This is a genomic window from Desulfatiferula olefinivorans, from assembly GCF_054657895.1.
Genome location: NZ_BAAHXV010000009.1, coordinates 104414 through 123311, shown reverse-complemented (window position 1 = coordinate 123311; position 18898 = coordinate 104414). Strand labels below are relative to the sequence as shown.

Below are 18898 nucleotides of genomic sequence, written 5' to 3'. Positions count from 1 at the left end.
CGGGAGACAGCATGGAGACCATCGTCCTTCGTGACGTTCACAAAACCTTTCAACTGGGCGGCGAAACCGTGAAGGCCCTGGCCGGGGTGTCCCTGTCGGTCGGCCGGGGCGAGTATCTGGCCGTCATGGGGGCCTCGGGATCGGGGAAATCGACCCTGATGACCATTCTGGGCTGCCTGGACCGGGCCGACCGGGGCACTTACGAGCTTGAAGGCTGCCGGGTGGACACCCTGGACCGGGGGCGTCTGGCCGACATCCGGAACCGGCGCATCGGTTTCGTGTTCCAGGGATTCAACCTGCTGCCCCGGACATCGGCTCTGGACAATGTGGCCCTGCCCCTGCTTTACAGCCGGCGGGACACCCCGGCCACGTCCCGCCGCAAGGCCCTTGACGCCCTTGGCCGGGTGGGGCTGGCCGACCGTGTCGATCATCACCCCAACCAGCTTTCGGGCGGGCAGCAGCAGCGGGTGGCCATCGCCCGGGCCCTGGTCAACGATCCGGCCATCATCCTGGCCGACGAGCCCACGGGCAACCTGGACAGCAAGACCACCCTTGATATCCTTTCGGTGTTCAACGATCTCAACGACCGGGGCATCACCCTGATTCTGGTCACCCATGAACCGGATGTGGCCGACTTTGCCAAACGCGTCATCACCATGCGGGACGGACGGATCATCGATGACCGCGACGTTGCGGTCCGGCGAGGGTTTGATGGTCCGGATGAACCGCCAAACGGGGAGGCGCGGTCATGAAATGGCAGAAACTGATGGTCGTGGCCTTCCAGAGCATCCTCAAGAACCGGATGCGAAGCCTGTTGACCATGCTGGGCATCATCATCGGCGTGGCGTCGGTGATCGCCTTGGTGGCGTTGGGCGAAGGGTCCCAGGTCGACATCGAAAAACAGGTGGCGGCCATGGGGACCAATCTTCTGATCGTCCATTCCGCCAGTGCCTTTACAGGAGGCGTTCGAATCGGGGTCGGCACCCAGACCAGTTTGACCATGGACGATGTGTCGGCCCTTCGGGACAAAACCCCCTCGGCCATCGCCCATGTCTCGCCGGTGATCCGGTTGAGCGAGCAGGTGATTGCCGGACGGGCCAACTGGAATACCTCGATACAGGGGGTTTCGGCGGATTATCTGACCATTCGGAATTACGGTCTTTCAACGGGGCGATTTTTCAGCGAGCGGGATATCAGGACCAAGGCCAAGGCGGCGGTGCTGGGAAAGACCGTGGCCGACGAGTTGTTTCCCGGCCAGGATCCGGTGGGAACCCGGATCAGGGTCAGGAACGTCCCCTTCAAGGTGGTGGGGGTTCTGACGGCCAAAGGCCAGACCGCCATGGGGTCGGATCAGGACGATGTGGTTCTGGTGCCGGATACGACGGCCCTGTATCGTCTGTCCGACGGAAAAACCATCCGTTCGCTGATGGTCAGCGCCCTGTCCGAAGACCGGATGACCGAGGCCGAAACAGACATCCGCGAAGTGTTGCGCCGAACCCATCGCCTGGCCGAGGGCCAGGAGGATGACTTTCATATCAGAAACCAGACCGAACTGATCGGCATGGCCACCAAGGTCACCGGCACCCTGACCGCACTTCTGAGCGCCATTGCCGGCGTGTCGCTTCTGGTGGGGGGCATCGGTATCATGAACATCATGCTGGTGTCGGTCACCGAGAGAACCCGGGAGATCGGCATCCGCATGGCGGTGGGCGCCAGGGGATCGGATATCCTCATTCAGTTTCTGATCGAGGCCGTGATTCTCAGTGTGATCGGCGGGCTCCTCGGGATTGCGGCGGGGGTGGGGATTGCCTGGGCCATCGGGTCAATGACGGGGTCCAGTGTGGTGGTCCGTCTCTGGGTGGTGGCCGCCACGGTGGCGTTCACGGCGACGGTGGGCGTCTTTTTCGGATTCTATCCGGCCCGGAAGGCCGCGGGGCTTAATCCCATCGAGGCCCTGCGCTACGAATAGAGACGCCGGGAGGTCCAGTTATCCTCCTGCCAGTGCTTCAGGTGCTTCCGGTTCATGATGAAGGCCAGCCAGAGCTGCTCCAGGGAGGCGAATTGCCGGTTGGCCGGCCTTCCGCCCTCGCCGTAGGGCTCTTTGACCCATTCGTAGAACACAAAGGACATATCGCGGAACCCCTTGCCCCGGACCTGGGACATTTCAATCAGCTGGTCGAGTTTGGGCATCCACACCAGGGGCAGCAGCCGGGTGAGGTTGCCCCGGGTCAGGACGGCAAATCCCTTTCGGATGGTTCGGTACGGAGTCGCATCGGGGATCCAGCAGTGCACCCGATGATCCGGGTCGGCATAGAAATCGCCGGGTTTTGGGGTCCACAAGCCCTGGATTTCTTTTGACCTTTGGCACATTTGAATATATTGTCGGCTTTTGTCCATGGCCGAAAGCCTATCATAAGAAAGGGCCTTGGCAATATAAAAAAATGACGAAAGCGGGAGCCATGTCTTTTTTGATCAGCTACAAAAACCTGGGTATGAGCTATGGCTCACAGACCCTTTTTTCCGATCTGTCCCTTGGATTTTCCGAAGGCGAGAAGCTGGGGCTCATCGGCGCCAACGGATCGGGGAAATCCACCCTGCTCAAAATTTTCGCCGGGGTCATTCATCCGGATACGGGGCAGCGCCTGGAGAAGAAAAATCTGAGGCCCGTGTACCTGGCCCAGCAGGATCTGTTCGATCCCGATCTGACCGTTGAGGCGGTCCTTGGCCGGGTGCTGGACGAGACCGCCGGACATGATGCTGAAATGATCAGCCGGGGCCAGAAAGTCATCGGTCAGGCCCGTTTCCCCGATGTCTCGGTCAAGACCGCCGATCTGTCCGGGGGCTGGCGAAAACGGCTTTCCATCTGCTGCGCCCTGATCCGGCAGCCGGACATTCTGTTTCTTGACGAACCCACCAACCACCTGGATCTGGAGGGCATCCTCTGGCTTGAACAGATTCTCGCCCAGGCGAGTTTTTCCTTTGTTCTGGTCAGTCATGACCGTTATCTGCTCAACGCCGTGACCAACCGGACCATCGAGCTGGGAAAGGCCTATGCCGGAGGTTACCTGAAGGTCGACGGCAACTACGCCGAATTTCTCGAACGCCGGGACACCGTGCTTGATCTCCAGCTCCGGCAGGAAACGGTGCTGGCCAACAAGATGCGCCGGGAGACCGAATGGCTGAGACGGGGCCCCAAGGCCCGGTCCACCAAGGCCCAGTACCGCATCGACAATGCCTCACGGCTCAGTGCCGAACTCGGTGATCTGCGGACGCGCAACCGCCAGGCGGCGGAGATTGACCTGGACTTTCAATCCACCGGGCGAAAGACCCGGCGGCTGCTCGACGCCTACCACCTTGGCAAATCCCTGGGGGGACAGACGCTGTTCGACAATCTCAGCCTCGCTCTGGGGCCGGGGCTGGTCATCGGCCTTCTTGGCGCCAACGGCTCGGGAAAAAGCACCCTGCTCAAGATTCTGGCCGGTCGGATCGAGCCGGATTCGGGGCATGTGAAAACCGTCGACAATCTGAATATCGTGCTGTTCGACCAGGAGCGGGCCCAGCTCGATCCGGACCTGACGCTGCGCAAGGCCCTGTCGCCGGACAGTGATACCGTTTTGTATCGGGGCAACCCCGTCCACGTGGTCACCTGGGCCAAGAAATTCCATTTCCACCCGGAACAGCTCGACACGACGGTGGACAAGCTGTCCGGCGGGGAGCAGGCCCGGGTGATCATCGCCAACCTGATGCGGACCCCGGCGGACATCCTGCTGCTTGACGAGCCCACCAACGATCTGGACATTCCCACCCTGGAGGTGCTCGAAGACAGCCTGGCCGATTTTCCCGGCGCCATCGTCGTGGCGTCCCATGACCGTTGTCTGATGGACAGTCTGGCCACCCATATACTGGGCTTTGACGGAAAGGGAGCCGTGCGCCTGTATGCCGACCTGACCCAGTGGATTGATGAGCTGAAAGAAGACCGGAAGAAAACGGTCCGAAAGAAACCCCCTGCGGCCTCGCAGGCGCCGCCCAAAGAGGAGAAACCCAGAAAATTTTCATTCAAACACCAATTTGAACTCGATCAGATCGAAGGACTGATTCAGGCGGCGGAAGAGGCTGTCCGGACCCTGGAGGCCCGGTTGAATGATCCGTCCCTTTTCGGGGATACCGAAACCATGCAAAACCTCTATCGGGAGCTGGGTGAGGCCCAGTCCCGGGTTGACCGGCTTTACGAGCGTTGGGCGGAACTTGAAGAATTAAAGGGCTGATATAAAAGGATTTTATTTTTTTAAACGGGCCGGGGCACATGTCGGGAAAGCCGAGAGGCGCGTCGTTGTTGACCATCCCGTATTCGGTAAAAAAACGTTTGAAAAAAGATTCGTCCGGTGTTAAGTTGCAGTCCTTTGAAGGAGCTTTGTCAGGTGTTCATGGGCCGGTAAGTGGATCAAGGTTGGGCCCGTGAGAGAAAAGCGCCGAAAGTAGGTTTTGAATGAGTGGTAATGAGGCTGGAGCATCGTCGTCTCCGACCGGTCGTGTCAAGTGTTTTATCTGTTACTTTCTTGTGTTTGCCGTGGCTGCGGCGCTGATTGTCCAGGCATCGGCGTCCCATCGGGAGACATATCCTGCCGGAACGGCCGCTTTGGGGGCCGAACCGACTGTGCCGTTGAGCATCGTGCCGCCGGAAACGGAAGCGGATTCCATTCTTCATGTTCTCATCGATGAACAGGCCGCCGACGCCGATGCCGACGATCTGGCCGAAATCAATGATCCCGAAACCCTCTATTACCCCCTGATCGTCAAGGTCGCCCGGCGTTACGAGGTGGACCCCCTGCTGGTCAAAGCCATCATCGCCGCGGAATCCGGCTTCAATCCCAACGCCGTCTCCCACGTGGGAGCCCAGGGTCTGATGCAACTGATGCCCCGAACCGCCAAGGCCCTGGGGGTCGAAGATGCGTTCAATCCCGAGCACAACATTGACGGCGGGGTGAAATATTTCAGAAAACTTCTCGACCGCTTCGACGGGGATGTGCAGCTGGCCCTGGCCGCCTATAATGCGGGCAGTCGAAAGGTTCATAAATACCGGGGGGTGCCTCCGTTTTCCGAAACCCGGAACTACATTGAAAAGGTGTTCAAGTTCCACACCGATTTCAAGAAAGTCGAAGCGGCGTCGTCCAAGACCGTCTACCTCTCCCAGTCCTGATTGTTATCCCGTCCGGCTTGCCGAAACCTTTCCGTCATATGGTTCTAACCTGTTTTTTTTATGGACATATCCTGTTCCCTTTGTTATCATGAGCCATCTTTGACTTCACCTCTGTCGCAGCGCTGACGGCGACCGTCTTCCAGTAAAAAACGTCGCGGAACACCGGGATGCAAGGTGTTCGTGATCGTGCCTTGTTATTATGAACACGTCTGAAGGGTTCGCTGTATTTGTCCGGATATGGCATCTGGGGATGCCGCGATTTTGACGTATGTACGGCGGTTTTGGCCGGTTCTTTCCGCGTGGTGCGGCGGGTCCGCCGGCTCGGGACGGCTTTGGGTTTGACCATGAACAATCATCATGAGGGCCAGATGGAAAAGAAAGGGATGAACTCTGTGGAAGATCGGCGAAGGCATTCGAGAAAGACCTGTTTTTTCGCCGAAGTGGACTATGCGGCCGGTACTGGGGTGTACACCGATCCGATCAAGGATATCTGCCCCGGCGGGGTTTTTATCGAAACCGACAAGAATCTGTCCATCGGTGAGGATATCACCATGCTGTTTTCCGATTTTGCCCGGATCGACCTTCTCCGCGTTTCCGGCGACATCGTCCGCGTCATGCCCTCGGGGGTCGCCGTCCGATTCGACTTCGACGATGACGGCAAAAAAAAGAACATGGAACGGTTTATCGACAAGGTCTGACGCCCGTTTCGATTCTAATCCCGCAAAAACCGAATCGGACCCATCCGGCGCAAAACGATTCCCTTGCGTTCACCCTTCCTCTTGACGGACAGGCTCCGGTTGTCTATGTAACACGCATGGGTGTGTTGACTCCATGCGTGTTTTTTTTTGGAGTCAGCCGCAAAACCGTTACAGTCAGGGCCTGCCGGAACATGGGATCGGGCGATAGAGGGTTTTTTGAAGAATAAATCGGATCGGGCCGCTACGGCGAACAACCGGGAAAAAATCATAGGGACCGCCATTCACCTGTTTGGTGAGCGGGGGGTGGAAAAGACAAGCCTTGCCGATATCGCCAAGGCCGTGGGGATCAGCAAGGGCACCCTTTATTATTATTATTCCACGAAGAACGATCTGATTTTCGATATCACCGATGTCCATATCGAAAAAATCACCGGGGAAATTTTTTCGATTATCGAAACCAACAAGGGGGAGGTGAACTGGAAGGAGATGATGGGCCTTCTGTTCGAATCCCTCCTGAAATCCGAAACCCGGTCACGGCTCCATCTGTATCTGATCCAGGAGGTGCTGTCCGGCAACACCGAACTGAAGGATCGTTTTATCCTCACCTACAGCCAATGGTTCAAGATGGTGGCGGAAGGATACAGGATGATCACCGGACAGGATCTCGATATACCGGTCCAGGCGCGGATTCTGGTCGCCGTGATTGACGGCCTGATCATTCAGGCCGCCATCGGCATGCAGGACATTCCCCTCACGCAGATGCTCGGTGAGCTCACGAAAATGCTTGATAACTAACGGACCGGGAACCCCATGGCCGGAACACCGGTGAGTTGCCGCGGGGCGGATCGACGGAGGGCAGGGCCTCAGGATCGACTGCACAGACGGTGAATCGTCTGGGCATGCCAGTACCCTTTGTTCGAAAACGTGGGAATCTTGTTCTCGTTGAGAAAATGAGCGATTTCTTTGTACGTCCCGCCTTTTTTTCGCAATTTCTTCATGATCCGGATCACTTCCCGTTTTTCGTCGGCGGAGGATTTCATCTCGGTCTGATCCAGCTCCTTGATCGACATGGGCGGATTTGTTTCGGATGAATCCGAGCGGGTTTCCCGGATCACAGGCCCTGGGCCCCGGCTGCGAAGGGCGTCGAGCACGGCGCCGATGTCCTTGAATGCGGAGGCCATCATGTCGGCGTTGCGGGATTCGCGGTCTTTCATCTCGATCAGCTGCTGCTGGTTTTCCGTGATGGTTTCAAGGAGGGTGAGGAGTCTGGGAAGAAACTCTTCAAGCTTTGCAAACAAGGACGCCGAGGGTTTTCCCGAAGACGAGCCTGATTCGTTGCGGCGATCGTTCCCGGTACGCCGTTCCTGGGAGGGATAGTAATGGCCGTCGTATGGATTGCGCTTGTTGCCGGCATACCGGCTGTGGGTGCTGCGAAAATTTTTGAGAAATTCACTCATTTGATACCTCCACAAACATTGAAATACAGACCCCCCCCTTCAAGCAGGCCTGCGTGTGATCAACGGATAAAACGTGACACCGTGACGAGAAAAAACGCACAGACAGATCCGACGGGCGAAAGCGGATCGTTTTAACATAAACGGGGACGGCCGGAAGTCGTCAAGCCCCGGGCTGTATGCATCACATTCAGTTTATCGGAAAACAACTGCAATTCTTTAGAAAAAATAAAGGAAGCGCGATTTATTGATACAAGGGTCACGGATGACACGGGTCCCGCCGTTTTCTTGCCGGCCTGCCCGTGATGGGCACGCTTCGGGATGCCGCCCCGGGTGTGGGGAAAAATCCCGCACATAAGCGAATCCTCCCAAACAAATGAAGTCTTCGGCTTATGGACAAACACAATCAATTATTTGATAGTATTACAAAACAACGAGAAGCTACGATGTTTGGGTCGCATGTTTCACTACTATACCCGTGAAATTGTCTGTCGTCAATCCGGCCGTTTATTCAGTTGAAAAAATAAACAACAGGGAGGTGGACTATGGGATGTCTTCATGATCTTGTTCCTTTTTCAACACGCGAGAATACAGCCAATATCTGTACCACCCTGTTCTGGCGTCTGTCCAGCCATGGGTTGTCGCCCGATGACATCAATCGACTGGTCAAGGATGTGTTCACCCTGCTTCGGGACGGCGGCAGCTTCACCGTCTCCTTCGTCAATTTTGAACTGAGAAAAATGGGCTGGGAACGCCCGGTGATGGATGAAAGCAGTTTTGAATTGATCATTTTCCTTCTTGAAAACGAGTTTGACTATACCGTCAGAACCCATGTCCTTCACTGATCATCTCTGAACGCCGGTCTTCGATTGCCGGACGTTTTTTTCGTTTTTTACTTTCCTCATCCCCGGTTTGGATTGATCGGCGGCGAGGACTTCCCTGTCTGATCCCCGGCCCGGATAACGCCAACGACGCCTGCCCCCGTGTTTCCCCCTCTGTCCCTGCACAATCGCTCAATATTTACATTGACAAGCATCCTGGGAAAATTTATTAATAACCTGTTTTTCCTCGATGTGGGCAGGGCCTTGATTCAATTGACAAACATGTGTTTCGAATCGAACAGTCAGGTCGGATGTTCCGGTGTGCTCCACCACGACGGCATGACGCACCGATTCATCCGGCGAGCCCTTAACCAGTTGACCATCGAAGCGGATTTCTTGACATGACGAAGGATAAGGAGACCGGTGTGGCTCAGTGCAAAAACATTCTGATTATCGATGATCATCCCTTGTTCCGCGAGGGTCTGAAAACCATAGTCGAGCGCGACAAGCGTTACAAGGTGGTCGGGGAAGCAGGCACCGGGCGCCAGGGGTTGAAAATGGCCAAACAACTCAAGCCGGATCTGGCCGTGGTGGACATTTCCCTGCCCGATATCAACGGGGTTCAGATCACCAACGAAATGAGAGAGTCCCTGCCCGACACCAAAATCATGATCGTCAGCATGCATTCAAAGATCGATTACATCGCCGAAGCGTTTCAGGCCGGAGCCACGGGTTACGTGGCCAAGGATTCGGCATCGGACCGGCTGGTCCAGGGCATCGAGATCGTTCTTCGGGGTGAGTATTATCTGGACAGTTCCGTATCCCACCAGGTTGTCGAAAAACTGATGAAATTCCCCGTCAAGGACGCAAAAATCACCGATGCGGATTACGGATCGCTGACGCCCCGGGAGCAGGAGGTCATGCGGCTTCTGGCCGAGGGTTCCGCGCCCAAGGAGATTGCCGACAAACTGTGCATCAGTCCCAAGACCGTTGAAAACCATCGGGCCAACATCATGAAGAAGCTCGATATACACAGTACCATGGAACTGGTTCGCTACGCCGCCCGTTTAGGGCTCATCGACGTGGACCTGTGGAAGGAATAGGGAGGCCTCACCCAACCCCTATATAATAAGGTATGATGCAATGTCATGGGCTTGAAACCCGGATGGGCAAAAACACGTGCCCGAAAACCGTTGAAACATGATGGCCAAAAGGCTTCGCCGGGTGCGAAGCCTTTTTTGTTCAATGTTATTAACTTAACGAGTGATTTTGCTGTTTAACCTGATGGGCAAAGCGCAGCGTGCCCATCAGTGTCTTAAATTAATGACATTGCTTTTTTGTTTGGATCAGGAGCCGGCAGGGCTCTGGTAGCGCGTGGGGTCCGGCACCCCGGCATCGAGGAAGCCTTTTTTCCGGAGAAGGCAGCTGTCGCACAACCCGCAGGCCAGGCCGGCGGGCGAGGGGTCGTAGCAACTGTGGGTCAGACTGTAATCCACGCCCAGCGCGAGGCCCGTGCGGATAATCTCCGCCTTGCTCATGTGCATCAGCGGCGTCAGGATCCGGATACGCCCCGGGTGTTCGATGCCGACCCGGGTGGCCAGATTGGCCATGGTCTCGAAGGCCCGGATGAATTCCGGGCGACAGTCGGGATAACCGCTGTAATCCACGGCGTTGACGCCGATGAAGATGTCCGGGGCCTCGAGAACTTCGGCCCAGCCCAGGGCAATGGACAGAAAGATCGTGTTGCGTGCCGGAACATAGGTAACGGGAATGCCCCGGCTCATGTCGCCCTCGCTGCGGGATTTGGGAACGGCGATGTCCGATGTCAGGGCCGACCCGCCGATGTCGTTCATGTTCAGCGCGACCACCAGATGACGGCTGACCCCCATGGTTTCGGCCACCGTGCGGGCCGCTTCCAGCTCAAACACATGGCGCTGGCCGTAAGAAAAGCTCAGGCTGTACACCTCGTAACCCCGGCTCAATGCGACGGCGATGACGGTGGTGGAATCCAGGCCGCCGCTGGACAGCACAACGGCTTTTTTCGGGTCGTTCATATCAGCCCCCTTTTGTGATGCGACAGGGTGTTTGGCACGTCATACCCCCCGGGTCGCATCCGGCCAGATGACGGCGTGGAGTTGCAGGTGCAGGCGCACGTCAAGGCCGTCTGTAAGGATCCAGCGGGCCAATAACGCCGGGTTTAGCACACCGGTCACGGGGGAAAAAAGAATCTGCGACGGCGGGACGGCCGGGCGTCGCTCCCGGAGGATTTTTCGGGCATAGGCGTAATCCGCCGCGTCGGCCATCACGAATTTCAGTTGATCCCGGGGCGTCAGCCGGGACAGGTTTCCGTAGTCGTTTCGGGGTTCCTCACCGCTTGACGGACATTTCATGTCGACAATGCGGACGCAGCGAGAATCCAGCGATCCGATATCCCGGCTGCCGTTGGTTTCGATCAGTACCTCGTACCCCAGATCGAGAAGCCGGGCGGCAAGCCGGGGCGTTTCCGTCTGGAGCAGGGGTTCGCCCCCGGTGATTTCCACCAGGCCGCAACCGAAGGAGGATACCTGATCCACAATCTGTTCAAGGGGCAGCAGACGCCCCTCGTCGTAGGCATAAGCCGTGTCGCAGTAACGACAGCGCAGGTTGCATCCGGTCAGCCGGACAAACACGCAGGGACGACCGGCATGGATCGATTCACCCTGAATGCTGTGGAAAATTTCGTTGACGATCAGGGCCATGGCGGTCAGTGGGTTCCGTCCTTGAGAAAATGGCGGTGATACTGGCCTTCGCTCAGATGCTTCTGAAGCAGGCCGTTGATCATCATGTAAAGGTCTTCCATCTCCCCGTCGCTGAGTTTGGGAATCAGGATGTCCATGAAATGGTCGTCTGAAAATTTCTGCAGGTAGAATTTCAGGGTGTCTTCATCGGTTTGACGATCCCATCCGAAGGCCCCGATCCCGTTATAGCTCTCAACAAAACGATGACTGTGTTTTCCCATAATGCCCCTGTTTTCCAAGTGGTTTGTATGATTACGAACGGTAAGCCTTTATCACAGCGGGCGACAAATAAAAACAGGAAAAACGGCCGAACGGCGGCGCGTCAGGGTGACCGGACCACCCGGAATCCGATGTAGCTGCGTTTGGCCGAGGGCTTGAATGATCCGCGGTTGGCGGACCTGCAGTGCCGGGTGGCGGAATTCCAGGCGCCGCCCCGAAAGATCCGGTTTGGACCTGAGACGGACAAGGGATCGGTGACGGTGCGACGGTCGTAGGTGTCGTTGACGACGCCGGTGCGCAGCAGGCCCCTGGGTTTACAGGCGTCCATGACCCATTCGTGCACATTGCCGTGCATGTCGTACAGTCCCCAGGCGTTGGGTTTTTTCCGGCCGACGCCATGGGGCTCAAGTTTATGAATCACGGGTTTGCGGACACCGGAGTTTCCGCAGTACCATCCCGCCTGATCCAGAATGGGATCGAGATCGCATCGCCCGGCGGTGATGGGACCCAGGTTGAAGGCGTCGACGCTGCCTGCCCGACAGGCGTATTCCCATTCGGCTTCGGTGGGAAGGCGGTAGGTTTCGGTTTTTTCCATCCGGTTAAGTGCCGCGATGAACGCAAGACATTGATCGAAGGACACGGTTTCCACCGGGCAGTCCAGACCGCATTCCTGAAAGAAAGAAGGATTGTCTCCCATGACGGCGATCCACTGGCCCTGGGTCACTTCGGTCGTCGACATGAAAAAGGAGCGGGTCAACATGACCTGATGCCGCGTTTCATCCCACTTGCGTCCCGGTTCGGAATCCGGACTGCCCATGATGAAGCTTCCGGCGGGGATTCTTGTGAATCGCATGCCGATGCCGTTGACGACGGAAGCCTCGGGTCGGGCCGGGTGGGCCGCCGCCAGAATGGCCCAGAGCACCACGAAACCGATTTTTCCTGACAGGGAAACGGATATGGGGTTCTTACGCATGGTTTTAAGGCTGTATCCGGGTGTTGTCGTTGATGTCTGGGACAATGTGTCCGTGTTCAACCAAATCTACCGTCCCGTCGGTCAAAGGTCAAACCTTTTATGGGTTTGGCCTTGATATTTGTCTGCGTTTGATATTAAGTGATCGGTGACCGTTGGTCATGCCTGAGAATTGTCGAACCGGACGTGAAAGGATATCGTCATGACAGCGAACGCAAACTTTCGGGTGAAACGACCCACCATCAGGCGACAGATTTTTCTGGTGGCGCTGGGGGTGAGCCTGCTTCTGGTCGTTTTGCTTCTGATCTACGGGGTTTCGGACCGGGGAGGGGTAAAGGACCGCGACTACGTCGGCATCCTCGATGAACGTGTGGCTCTGCTGGAAAAACAGGTGGCCGATCTGTCTGCTGCTGTAGAAGGGCTCAAGGGCCTCGATTCGCCGGGCAGCCGGCTGGAGGGTCTCAATACCTCCTGTCAGAGGCTTGAAGCCTCATTGACGCTGAAGTCCAATCTTCTGGCCGAACGGATAAATACCCTGGAAACCCTGGTCCGCGAGGAAAAAAACCGACGGACCGAAACTCCCCCGAAAAAGAACGTGGCGGCCCCTTTTGTTCCCACGCCTGCCCAAGTCCCGCCGAAACAATCGGTCAAGGCGTCTCCCCGCTATCATGTGGTTGAAAAGGGGGATACCTTTTACAGTATCAGCAGACGCTATGGAATGACACTGAAACGATTGAGGGAACTCAATCATTTTAATGAAAAAACGATTATTTATCCTGGCCAGAAAGTCATTGTGTCACCGTGAAAGTCTGAGAAAAATGATTGACAATGATCGGGAATTGATCTTATAGTGGCCCCAATTCAAATACAGACGAACGGTTAAAAATCGGGGGCGCCCCAACGGCGGAACGCATGGACGACATCGACGCGCTGACAAAGCGGTTCAAGAGCTACATCGACAAAGTGCAGGCCGCCTATGAGTCTTCACGTCCCGGTGAATCCGGTGATACGGATATCGTGCCCGCCTCCGGCACGCCGTCCAAAAAACTTTATACGGTGGTGTCCCCGCTCGATGCCATGACCCGAAACGTGAAATCCGTTCTTGACGCCCTGGATCAGGCCATCGATCGCATCGATGCCCTGGGCCTCCCGGAAACGGAAGCCTCTCCGCCCGGGTCTGCCGGGCAGGACGTCTATGTCTCGCATCCTTCCGACAGAACCTTTACCGATGAAGAACTGGAGTTTCTTGTCCGGACCTTCAACGCCATCCTCCGATCCTCCGATGACGAGCGCAAACGCCTGTTCGATGACCTTGAAAAAAAAAGTGACCCCCCATCCGAATAGCAGGGCTTTCTCCCGCGGTCGCGGGCTATTGTTCTGATCATCGGAGCCCATTGATTCAATCTTCGGGCCATGGTCATCGCACAGGGAATATTTCCGGGCGGGTTCAGGAATTTTACCCGGGAAAATGAGGGTTTTTTCCTATAGACGGCTTGCATCTGATTCGATATGTCTTAGCTTGTTTTAACATGGTTGTCTGTCGACCACCGCAACGCAATCAAACCGCATATCTTTAAAAAACGAACCATGAAAATAGTCCGGCATGCGTGCATGCCGTATCCTATGTCAAAGGCGTAAGACACATTCGGGGAAAGGACTGCGGAAACCGCTACGGTCAATCCGCGATCCGGGGGGAATGGTGCAGACAAGACGGTGATCGATTACATTCCACCTTCAGGAGGACATTATGGAAAAGACCTTTGAACAGTCAATTGATTCGGAGAGAATTATCACAAGCTGGATGAACAATGCGGCGAACATATGGGAAAATCTCGTAACGCAGGGCGCAGAGGCCGCTGCCGGTCCGGACAAAACGAAAGAGGCTTACCGGGCCTGGGAACCTGCATTGAAAAAATGGAATGAATTTGCTGAAACCATCAACAAAAAAGAGATGATCGATTCAATTGTGGAGGGAAACAAAGCCGGGATGGAGAATTTCCATAAAATGTTAAAGTCGGGGCTTGAGGGCTACTCGTTTTTCCAGAAACGTTTTTTCGAGAGCGCCCGGAATATTCAGGATGTCTTTCAAAGTCACCAGCTGACGTCGGGCCTGGGCGGAACAGAGATGTTCGATATGTTCACCGATTTGTACCAGAAGGAATTCAGCAAATTTCTCAGCGTGCCGCCTCTGGGCCTGTCGCGGCAGTACCAGGCCAAACTGCAGCAGGTGATTGACAAGTCCAATATCTTCCATGTCAAGTTTATGGAATTTTTATATTTTCTCTACATTCCCTTCGAAAAGTCTTTCCAGGTCGTTCAGGATGCCCTGGCGGCCATGGCCGACGAAGGCAGCCTGCCCGAGGACGCCAAGGATTACTACAAGATGTGGGTCCGACAGCTCGAAGATCATTACATGTCCATGTTCAGGTCCAAGGAGTATACCGATGCTTTGGGGCAGGTGATCGATGCCATGAGCGACTTCATCGCAGCCCGGCAGCAGATTGTCCAGGACACCTTCAAGTCCTTCGGCGTTCCGGTTGAAAAGGACATGGATGAACTTTACAAGGACATTTACCTGCTCAAGAAACGCATCCGCGCTCTTGAAAAAGGGTCGGCATCCAATTGAAACCAAACCATGGCGGATACGGCTATGAATGATATCGGGAGGTTTTTATGTTCAACGTGATGGGGCAAATGAATCGGACAATGAGTGCCGTGGCGGAGCAGAACGAAATGATGTGGGATTTCGTCGATGACGCCGCCGATGTTCTTCTTGGCGACCTGGACACCGAAATCGCCTCGACGCCTTACGAGGTGGTGTACCGGCAGGACCGGGTCAAGGTGAAATACTACAGATCCGAGGCAAAAACGAAAATGAAAACCCCGCTTCTGATCACCTACGCCCTGATCAACCGTGAAACCATGCTGGATCTTCAGCCCGGCCGAAGCGTGGTTCAGACCTTTCTCGACAGCGGGATGGACATCTACATGATCGACTGGGGCTACCCCACCCGCAAGGACCGGTTCATGGGTATTGACGACCATGTGAACGGATACATGGACGATGTGGTCGATTTCATTCGGGAGCGTGAACAGATCGACAAGATCAACCTGATGGGCATCTGCATGGGCGGCACCTTCTGCGTGATGTACTCTGCCCTGCACCCTGAAAAAATAAAAAACCTGGTCACCACCGTGGCTCCGACCAGTTTCGATACGGATCAGGGGCTTTTGCACAGCTGGATGAGGTCGGTCAACGTGGATCGGATGATGGATACCCTGGGCAACATGCCCGGCGATCTGATGAATTTCGGTTTTCTGCTGCTGAACCCGGCCCGGCTGATGATCGACAAGTACCTGTCGTTCATGGAAAACATGAACAGCAAGGATTTCGTCGAAAATTTCGTTCGTATGGAAAAGTGGATTTTCGACAGCCCCGACGTGCCCGGTGAAACCTTTCGTGAATTCGTCAAAGAGTGCTACCAGGAAAACAAACTGATCCGCAATCAACTGGTGCTTGGCGGCAGGACCGTCGATTTGAAAAACGTCACCATGCCTCTTTTGAATATCTACGGCCAGTACGATCATCTGGTCCCTCCGGCAGCCTGTGAGCAGCTGACCAAGGCGGTGGGCGGCAGCGACGTCGAGGATGTGTGCATCAACACCGGCCACATCGGGATCTATGTCAGTTCCAAGTGCCAGAAGGAGTTCGCCCCAAGGATATCCCAGTGGCTTAAGGACCGCGACGGAGATGCTGCCGCACCCCAACCCGTGAAAACCACCGGACGGTCTTCGAAAAAAAGCTTGAAGAACAAAAAGAACCCGGATACGATCGTCAAACGCGCCGCAGGTGATGACGAGACGGCGATAACCTCCAGGCGTGAGAAGGAGCAGGTGTGAGCGGGAAAACCATTCATGAGATAACCATCGGTGACAGTGCTGAATTCAGCAAGACGGTGACGGAAACGGATGTTTATTTGTTTGCCGGGGTGTCGGGCGATTTCAACCCGGCTCACATTGACGAGACTTTCGCCGCAAAAACCCATTTCAAGAAGCGAATCGCCCACGGTATGCTGAGCGCGGGATTTATCTCCAACGTTTTAGGGACAAAGCTTCCCGGCGCCGGAGCCATTTACATGAAGCAGGAAATCGCCTTTCTTGCGCCGGTCTATATCGGCGACACCATCACTGCACGGGTCGAGGTGACCGAGCTGATCCCGGAAAAAAACAGGGTGGTGCTGAGAACCACCTGCACCAACCAGGACGGGACTCTCGTCATCGACGGCTCGGCCATGATGAGTCCCCGAAAGGCCTGATTGCTTCCGGCTTCCCTCCAACCGCCCACGCCGGCACAGGCCGGCGTGGTCTGTTTTTCCCTTACGTCTTCCGATTGACTTCAAAAAGCCCTTCCATTATAGTTCCCGGGCATGGGTGATCCCCGTGCGTATCAGACCGGCCATGTCCACGCATCGTTCGGGAATCGGCGCCGGAAAACGAACAGGAAAACAAAACGTCATGATCAGTATTGACAACCTCTCAAAAAGTTTCGGCGGGCAGGACCTTCTCGATCAGGTCGGCCTCAAGATCAATCCCAGGGAACGGGTGGGGCTGGTGGGTCGGAACGGTCACGGGAAAACCACCCTGATGAAGATCCTTCTCGGCGAGGAGCATCCGGATGCGGGCCAGGTGATCGTTCCGGCAAATTACCGCCTGGGCCATGTCCGACAGCAGCTTGATTTTACGCAGGACACGATCCTCAAGGAAGGGATTTTGGGCCTGCAGGAGCATGAGCGGGACCAGCACTGGAAGGTCGAAAAGCTCCTCGACGGTCTGGGATTCAACAGGCAGGATTTTCACCGGAACCCCAGGGAATTTTCAGGAGGGTATCAGGTCCGGCTGAATCTGATCAAGGCCCTGGTGGCCGAACCGGATCTGCTTCTGCTCGATGAGCCGACCAACTACCTGGACATCACCTCGATCCGTTGGATGGAACGATTCCTCAACCAGTGGCCCCGTGAGCTTTTGCTGATCACCCACGATCGCAGCTTCATGGACGCCGTGGTGACCCATACCGCCGGAATCCATCGGAAAAAAATCAGGAAAATCAAGGGGAACACCGAAAAATATTACGCCCAGATCGCCCAGGACGAAGAAATTTACGAAAAGACGCGGCAGAACGATGAAAAACGCCGCAAGGAATTGGAGCTGTTCATCACCCGATTCAGGGCCAAGGCCCGACTGGCCAACATGGTTCAATCCCGGGTGAAAACCCTGGGCCGCATGGAAAAGAAGGAAAAACTCGAGGCGGACAGCACCCTTGAATTTTCCTTCCGGAACCGGCCCTTTGCCGCCAAACTGATGTTCCAGGCCGAAAACCTGAGTTTTTCTTATGATCAGAATCCGTTTATCCAGGGGGTGAATCTGACCGTCCTTTCCGGGGACCGGATCTGTATTGTCGGCAAGAACGGCAAGGGCAAAACCACCCTTCTCAAACTGCTGGCCGGTGAACTCGAAAAGGACTCGGGGGTTATCACGGTGCATCCCGGGGTCGAAGCCGGCTTTTACGAACAGACCAACGTGAAGAGTCTGGTGGACAGCCGCACGGTGGAGGAGGAGATTCTTTACTCCGATCCCGATGTGGATCGCCAGCAGGCCCGGAACATCTGCGGGGCCATGATGTTCGAAGGCGATCTGGCGTTAAAAAAGGTCAGCGTGCTGTCCGGTGGGGAAAAAAGCCGGGTCATGCTGGGCAAGCTTCTGGTCACGCCGCTGAATCTTCTGCTGCTCGACGAACCGACCAACCATCTGGACATGGAAGCCTGTGATTCCCTGCTCAGTGCGCTGGACAATTTCAACGGGGCCGTGGTGATGGTCACCCATAACGAAATGTTTCTCCATGCCCTGGCCGAAAGGCTGATCGTGTTCAAACATGACGCGATCACGGTGTTCGAAGGCAGTTATGCCGATTTTCTGGCCAAGGAAGGCTGGGATGAAGAAACTGGTTCCGGAAACGATCAGGACGCGTCACCGCCTTCGGACGAGGGCGCCAGGCTCGGGAAAAAAGAACTCCGGAAAATCCGGTCGGAAATCATTCAGAAACGGTCCCGGGAGATGAAACCCGTCGAGCGTGATATGGCGTTCGTGGAGCAGGAGATCGAACGCCTTGAAAAAGAGATCGCCGATGTGAATGTCAGGCTGCTTGAGGTTTCCGGGGCCGGGGATGGAAAAAAAATCGCCGAACTGGCCAAGTGCCTTCATGATCGCCAAAAGGCCGTGGATGACCTTTTTGACCGGCTTCAGGACTTATCCGACCGCGGTGATGACATAAGGGCCCGTTACGATCAGGAACTGGCCGCCCTGGACAGTGAGCCCTGATGGAACGATTCGTGATTAGAAATTGACAACCGTCAGGGTCACGGGTATAGTTTTCAATGTTTTAGGTTTCTTTTCACAGGATTGACCAATGGCTGACCACACACACATACGACGTTTGATCTGGGGTATTCTTCTGTTTGCGGCGGGTTTTCTCATGTTTGTGACCATTCCCGGACGGGTTCGTGAAATCCAGGACGCCGGCCGCTATATTCCGGGACTTCGGTTCGGTTTTTACGTGATCAGCGTTTTTCTGATGATCGGCGGCGGCAGGAAGATCTATGAACATACCCGCAAGACCGGGAAAGACGACCCCGAGTCGTGACGGCTTGTGACGAGCCGCAGGCCATAGGCGGACGGATCCCGATTCAACACGCGCACCATCCCGAG

The 18898-nt window shown here is 55.7% G+C and carries 21 protein-coding genes; 15 read left to right on the top strand and 6 right to left on the bottom strand.

Annotated elements, in window-relative coordinates; genetic code table 11:
- Nucleotides 1-11 precede the first annotated feature (11 nt).
- Together ACYQ11_RS08920 and ACYQ11_RS08915 are read left to right on the top strand one after the other, a co-directional pair.
- A complete protein-coding gene (locus tag ACYQ11_RS08920) occupies nucleotides 12-752 on the top strand; it encodes an ABC transporter ATP-binding protein (protein ID WP_459923429.1) in 741 nt (246 codons plus the stop codon).
- Nucleotides 749-1969, top strand: coding sequence for an ABC transporter permease (locus tag ACYQ11_RS08915; protein WP_459923428.1), 1221 nt, complete (start codon nucleotides 749-751; stop codon nucleotides 1967-1969). Before ACYQ11_RS08920 ends, ACYQ11_RS08915 begins: the two co-directional genes overlap by 4 nt.
- Here ACYQ11_RS08915 and ACYQ11_RS08910 read toward each other — a convergent pair.
- Nucleotides 1960-2340 (bottom strand): hypothetical protein, encoded by a 381-nt coding sequence (locus ACYQ11_RS08910; RefSeq protein WP_459923427.1) that lies wholly within the window; start codon nucleotides 2338-2340, stop codon nucleotides 1960-1962. The genes ACYQ11_RS08915 and ACYQ11_RS08910 overlap by 10 nt on opposite strands.
- A gap of 119 nt (nucleotides 2341-2459) precedes the next feature.
- Between ACYQ11_RS08910 and ACYQ11_RS08905 the strand changes: the two genes are divergently transcribed.
- From ACYQ11_RS08905 to ACYQ11_RS08890, 4 genes are all read left to right on the top strand, one after another.
- Nucleotides 2460-4265 (top strand): ABC-F family ATP-binding cassette domain-containing protein, encoded by a 1806-nt coding sequence (locus tag ACYQ11_RS08905; protein WP_459923426.1) that lies wholly within the window; start codon nucleotides 2460-2462, stop codon nucleotides 4263-4265.
- A gap of 221 nt (nucleotides 4266-4486) precedes the next feature.
- Entirely contained in the window at nucleotides 4487-5197 is a 711-nt protein-coding gene (locus ACYQ11_RS08900) for a lytic transglycosylase domain-containing protein (protein WP_459923425.1), read from the top strand.
- A 344-nt stretch (nucleotides 5198-5541) separates the two neighbouring features.
- Nucleotides 5542-5895, top strand: coding sequence for a PilZ domain-containing protein (locus tag ACYQ11_RS08895; RefSeq protein ID WP_459923424.1), 354 nt, complete (start codon nucleotides 5542-5544; stop codon nucleotides 5893-5895).
- A 216-nt stretch (nucleotides 5896-6111) separates the two neighbouring features.
- Entirely contained in the window at nucleotides 6112-6690 is a 579-nt protein-coding gene (locus ACYQ11_RS08890; protein WP_459923423.1) for a TetR/AcrR family transcriptional regulator, read from the top strand.
- Nucleotides 6691-6758: 68 nt separating this feature from the next.
- On the opposite strand, the gene ACYQ11_RS08885 is transcribed toward ACYQ11_RS08890, so the two are convergent.
- A complete protein-coding gene (locus ACYQ11_RS08885) occupies nucleotides 6759-7352 on the bottom strand; it encodes a recombinase family protein (RefSeq protein ID WP_459923422.1) in 594 nt (197 codons plus the stop codon).
- 542 nt (nucleotides 7353-7894) lie between these two features.
- On the opposite strand from ACYQ11_RS08885, the gene ACYQ11_RS08880 reads away from it, so the two are divergent.
- The gene (locus tag ACYQ11_RS08880) at nucleotides 7895-8194 is read left to right on the top strand and encodes a hypothetical protein (RefSeq protein WP_459923421.1); all 300 of its coding nucleotides are present in this window, start codon (nucleotides 7895-7897) and stop codon (nucleotides 8192-8194) included.
- Between the two features lie 401 nt (nucleotides 8195-8595).
- Nucleotides 8596-9273, top strand: coding sequence for a response regulator (locus ACYQ11_RS08875; protein WP_459923420.1), 678 nt, complete (start codon nucleotides 8596-8598; stop codon nucleotides 9271-9273).
- A 243-nt stretch (nucleotides 9274-9516) separates the two neighbouring features.
- On the opposite strand, the gene queC is transcribed toward ACYQ11_RS08875, so the two are convergent.
- From queC to ACYQ11_RS08855, 4 genes are all read right to left on the bottom strand, one after another.
- A complete protein-coding gene (queC, locus tag ACYQ11_RS08870; RefSeq protein ID WP_459923419.1) occupies nucleotides 9517-10224 on the bottom strand; it encodes a 7-cyano-7-deazaguanine synthase QueC in 708 nt (235 codons plus the stop codon).
- A gap of 39 nt (nucleotides 10225-10263) precedes the next feature.
- Entirely contained in the window at nucleotides 10264-10908 is a 645-nt protein-coding gene (locus tag ACYQ11_RS08865) for a radical SAM protein (protein WP_459923418.1), read from the bottom strand.
- A 5-nt stretch (nucleotides 10909-10913) separates the two neighbouring features.
- On the bottom strand, nucleotides 10914-11168 hold the full coding sequence (locus ACYQ11_RS08860) for a cytoplasmic protein (RefSeq protein WP_459923417.1): 255 nt from the start codon (nucleotides 11166-11168) through the stop codon (nucleotides 10914-10916).
- A 101-nt stretch (nucleotides 11169-11269) separates the two neighbouring features.
- Nucleotides 11270-12139, bottom strand: coding sequence for a formylglycine-generating enzyme family protein (locus ACYQ11_RS08855; RefSeq protein WP_459923416.1), 870 nt, complete (start codon nucleotides 12137-12139; stop codon nucleotides 11270-11272).
- 199 nt (nucleotides 12140-12338) lie between these two features.
- Between ACYQ11_RS08855 and ACYQ11_RS08850 the strand changes: the two genes are divergently transcribed.
- From ACYQ11_RS08850 to ACYQ11_RS08820, 7 genes are all read left to right on the top strand, one after another.
- Nucleotides 12339-12941 carry a LysM peptidoglycan-binding domain-containing protein gene (locus ACYQ11_RS08850; protein ID WP_459923415.1) on the top strand — a complete coding sequence of 201 codons (603 nt, stop codon included), beginning with the start codon at nucleotides 12339-12341 and terminating at the stop codon, nucleotides 12939-12941.
- Nucleotides 12942-13048: 107 nt separating this feature from the next.
- Nucleotides 13049-13480 carry a hypothetical protein gene (locus ACYQ11_RS08845; RefSeq protein WP_459923414.1) on the top strand — a complete coding sequence of 144 codons (432 nt, stop codon included), beginning with the start codon at nucleotides 13049-13051 and terminating at the stop codon, nucleotides 13478-13480.
- 403 nt (nucleotides 13481-13883) lie between these two features.
- The gene (locus ACYQ11_RS08840) at nucleotides 13884-14762 is read left to right on the top strand and encodes a poly(R)-hydroxyalkanoic acid synthase subunit PhaE (protein WP_459923413.1); all 879 of its coding nucleotides are present in this window, start codon (nucleotides 13884-13886) and stop codon (nucleotides 14760-14762) included.
- A 68-nt stretch (nucleotides 14763-14830) separates the two neighbouring features.
- Nucleotides 14831-16036: a class III poly(R)-hydroxyalkanoic acid synthase subunit PhaC gene (gene phaC / locus ACYQ11_RS08835; protein WP_459923412.1), complete on the top strand. Its 1206-nt coding sequence runs from the start codon at nucleotides 14831-14833 to the stop codon at nucleotides 16034-16036.
- A complete protein-coding gene (locus ACYQ11_RS08830; RefSeq protein ID WP_459923411.1) occupies nucleotides 16033-16452 on the top strand; it encodes a MaoC family dehydratase in 420 nt (139 codons plus the stop codon). The genes phaC and ACYQ11_RS08830 overlap by 4 nt, the downstream gene beginning before the upstream one ends.
- 199 nt (nucleotides 16453-16651) lie before the next feature.
- Entirely contained in the window at nucleotides 16652-18511 is a 1860-nt protein-coding gene (locus ACYQ11_RS08825) for an ABC-F family ATP-binding cassette domain-containing protein (RefSeq protein WP_459923410.1), read from the top strand.
- An 88-nt stretch (nucleotides 18512-18599) separates the two neighbouring features.
- Entirely contained in the window at nucleotides 18600-18833 is a 234-nt protein-coding gene (locus tag ACYQ11_RS08820) for a hypothetical protein (RefSeq protein ID WP_459923409.1), read from the top strand.
- Nucleotides 18834-18898: the final 65 nt, after the last annotated feature.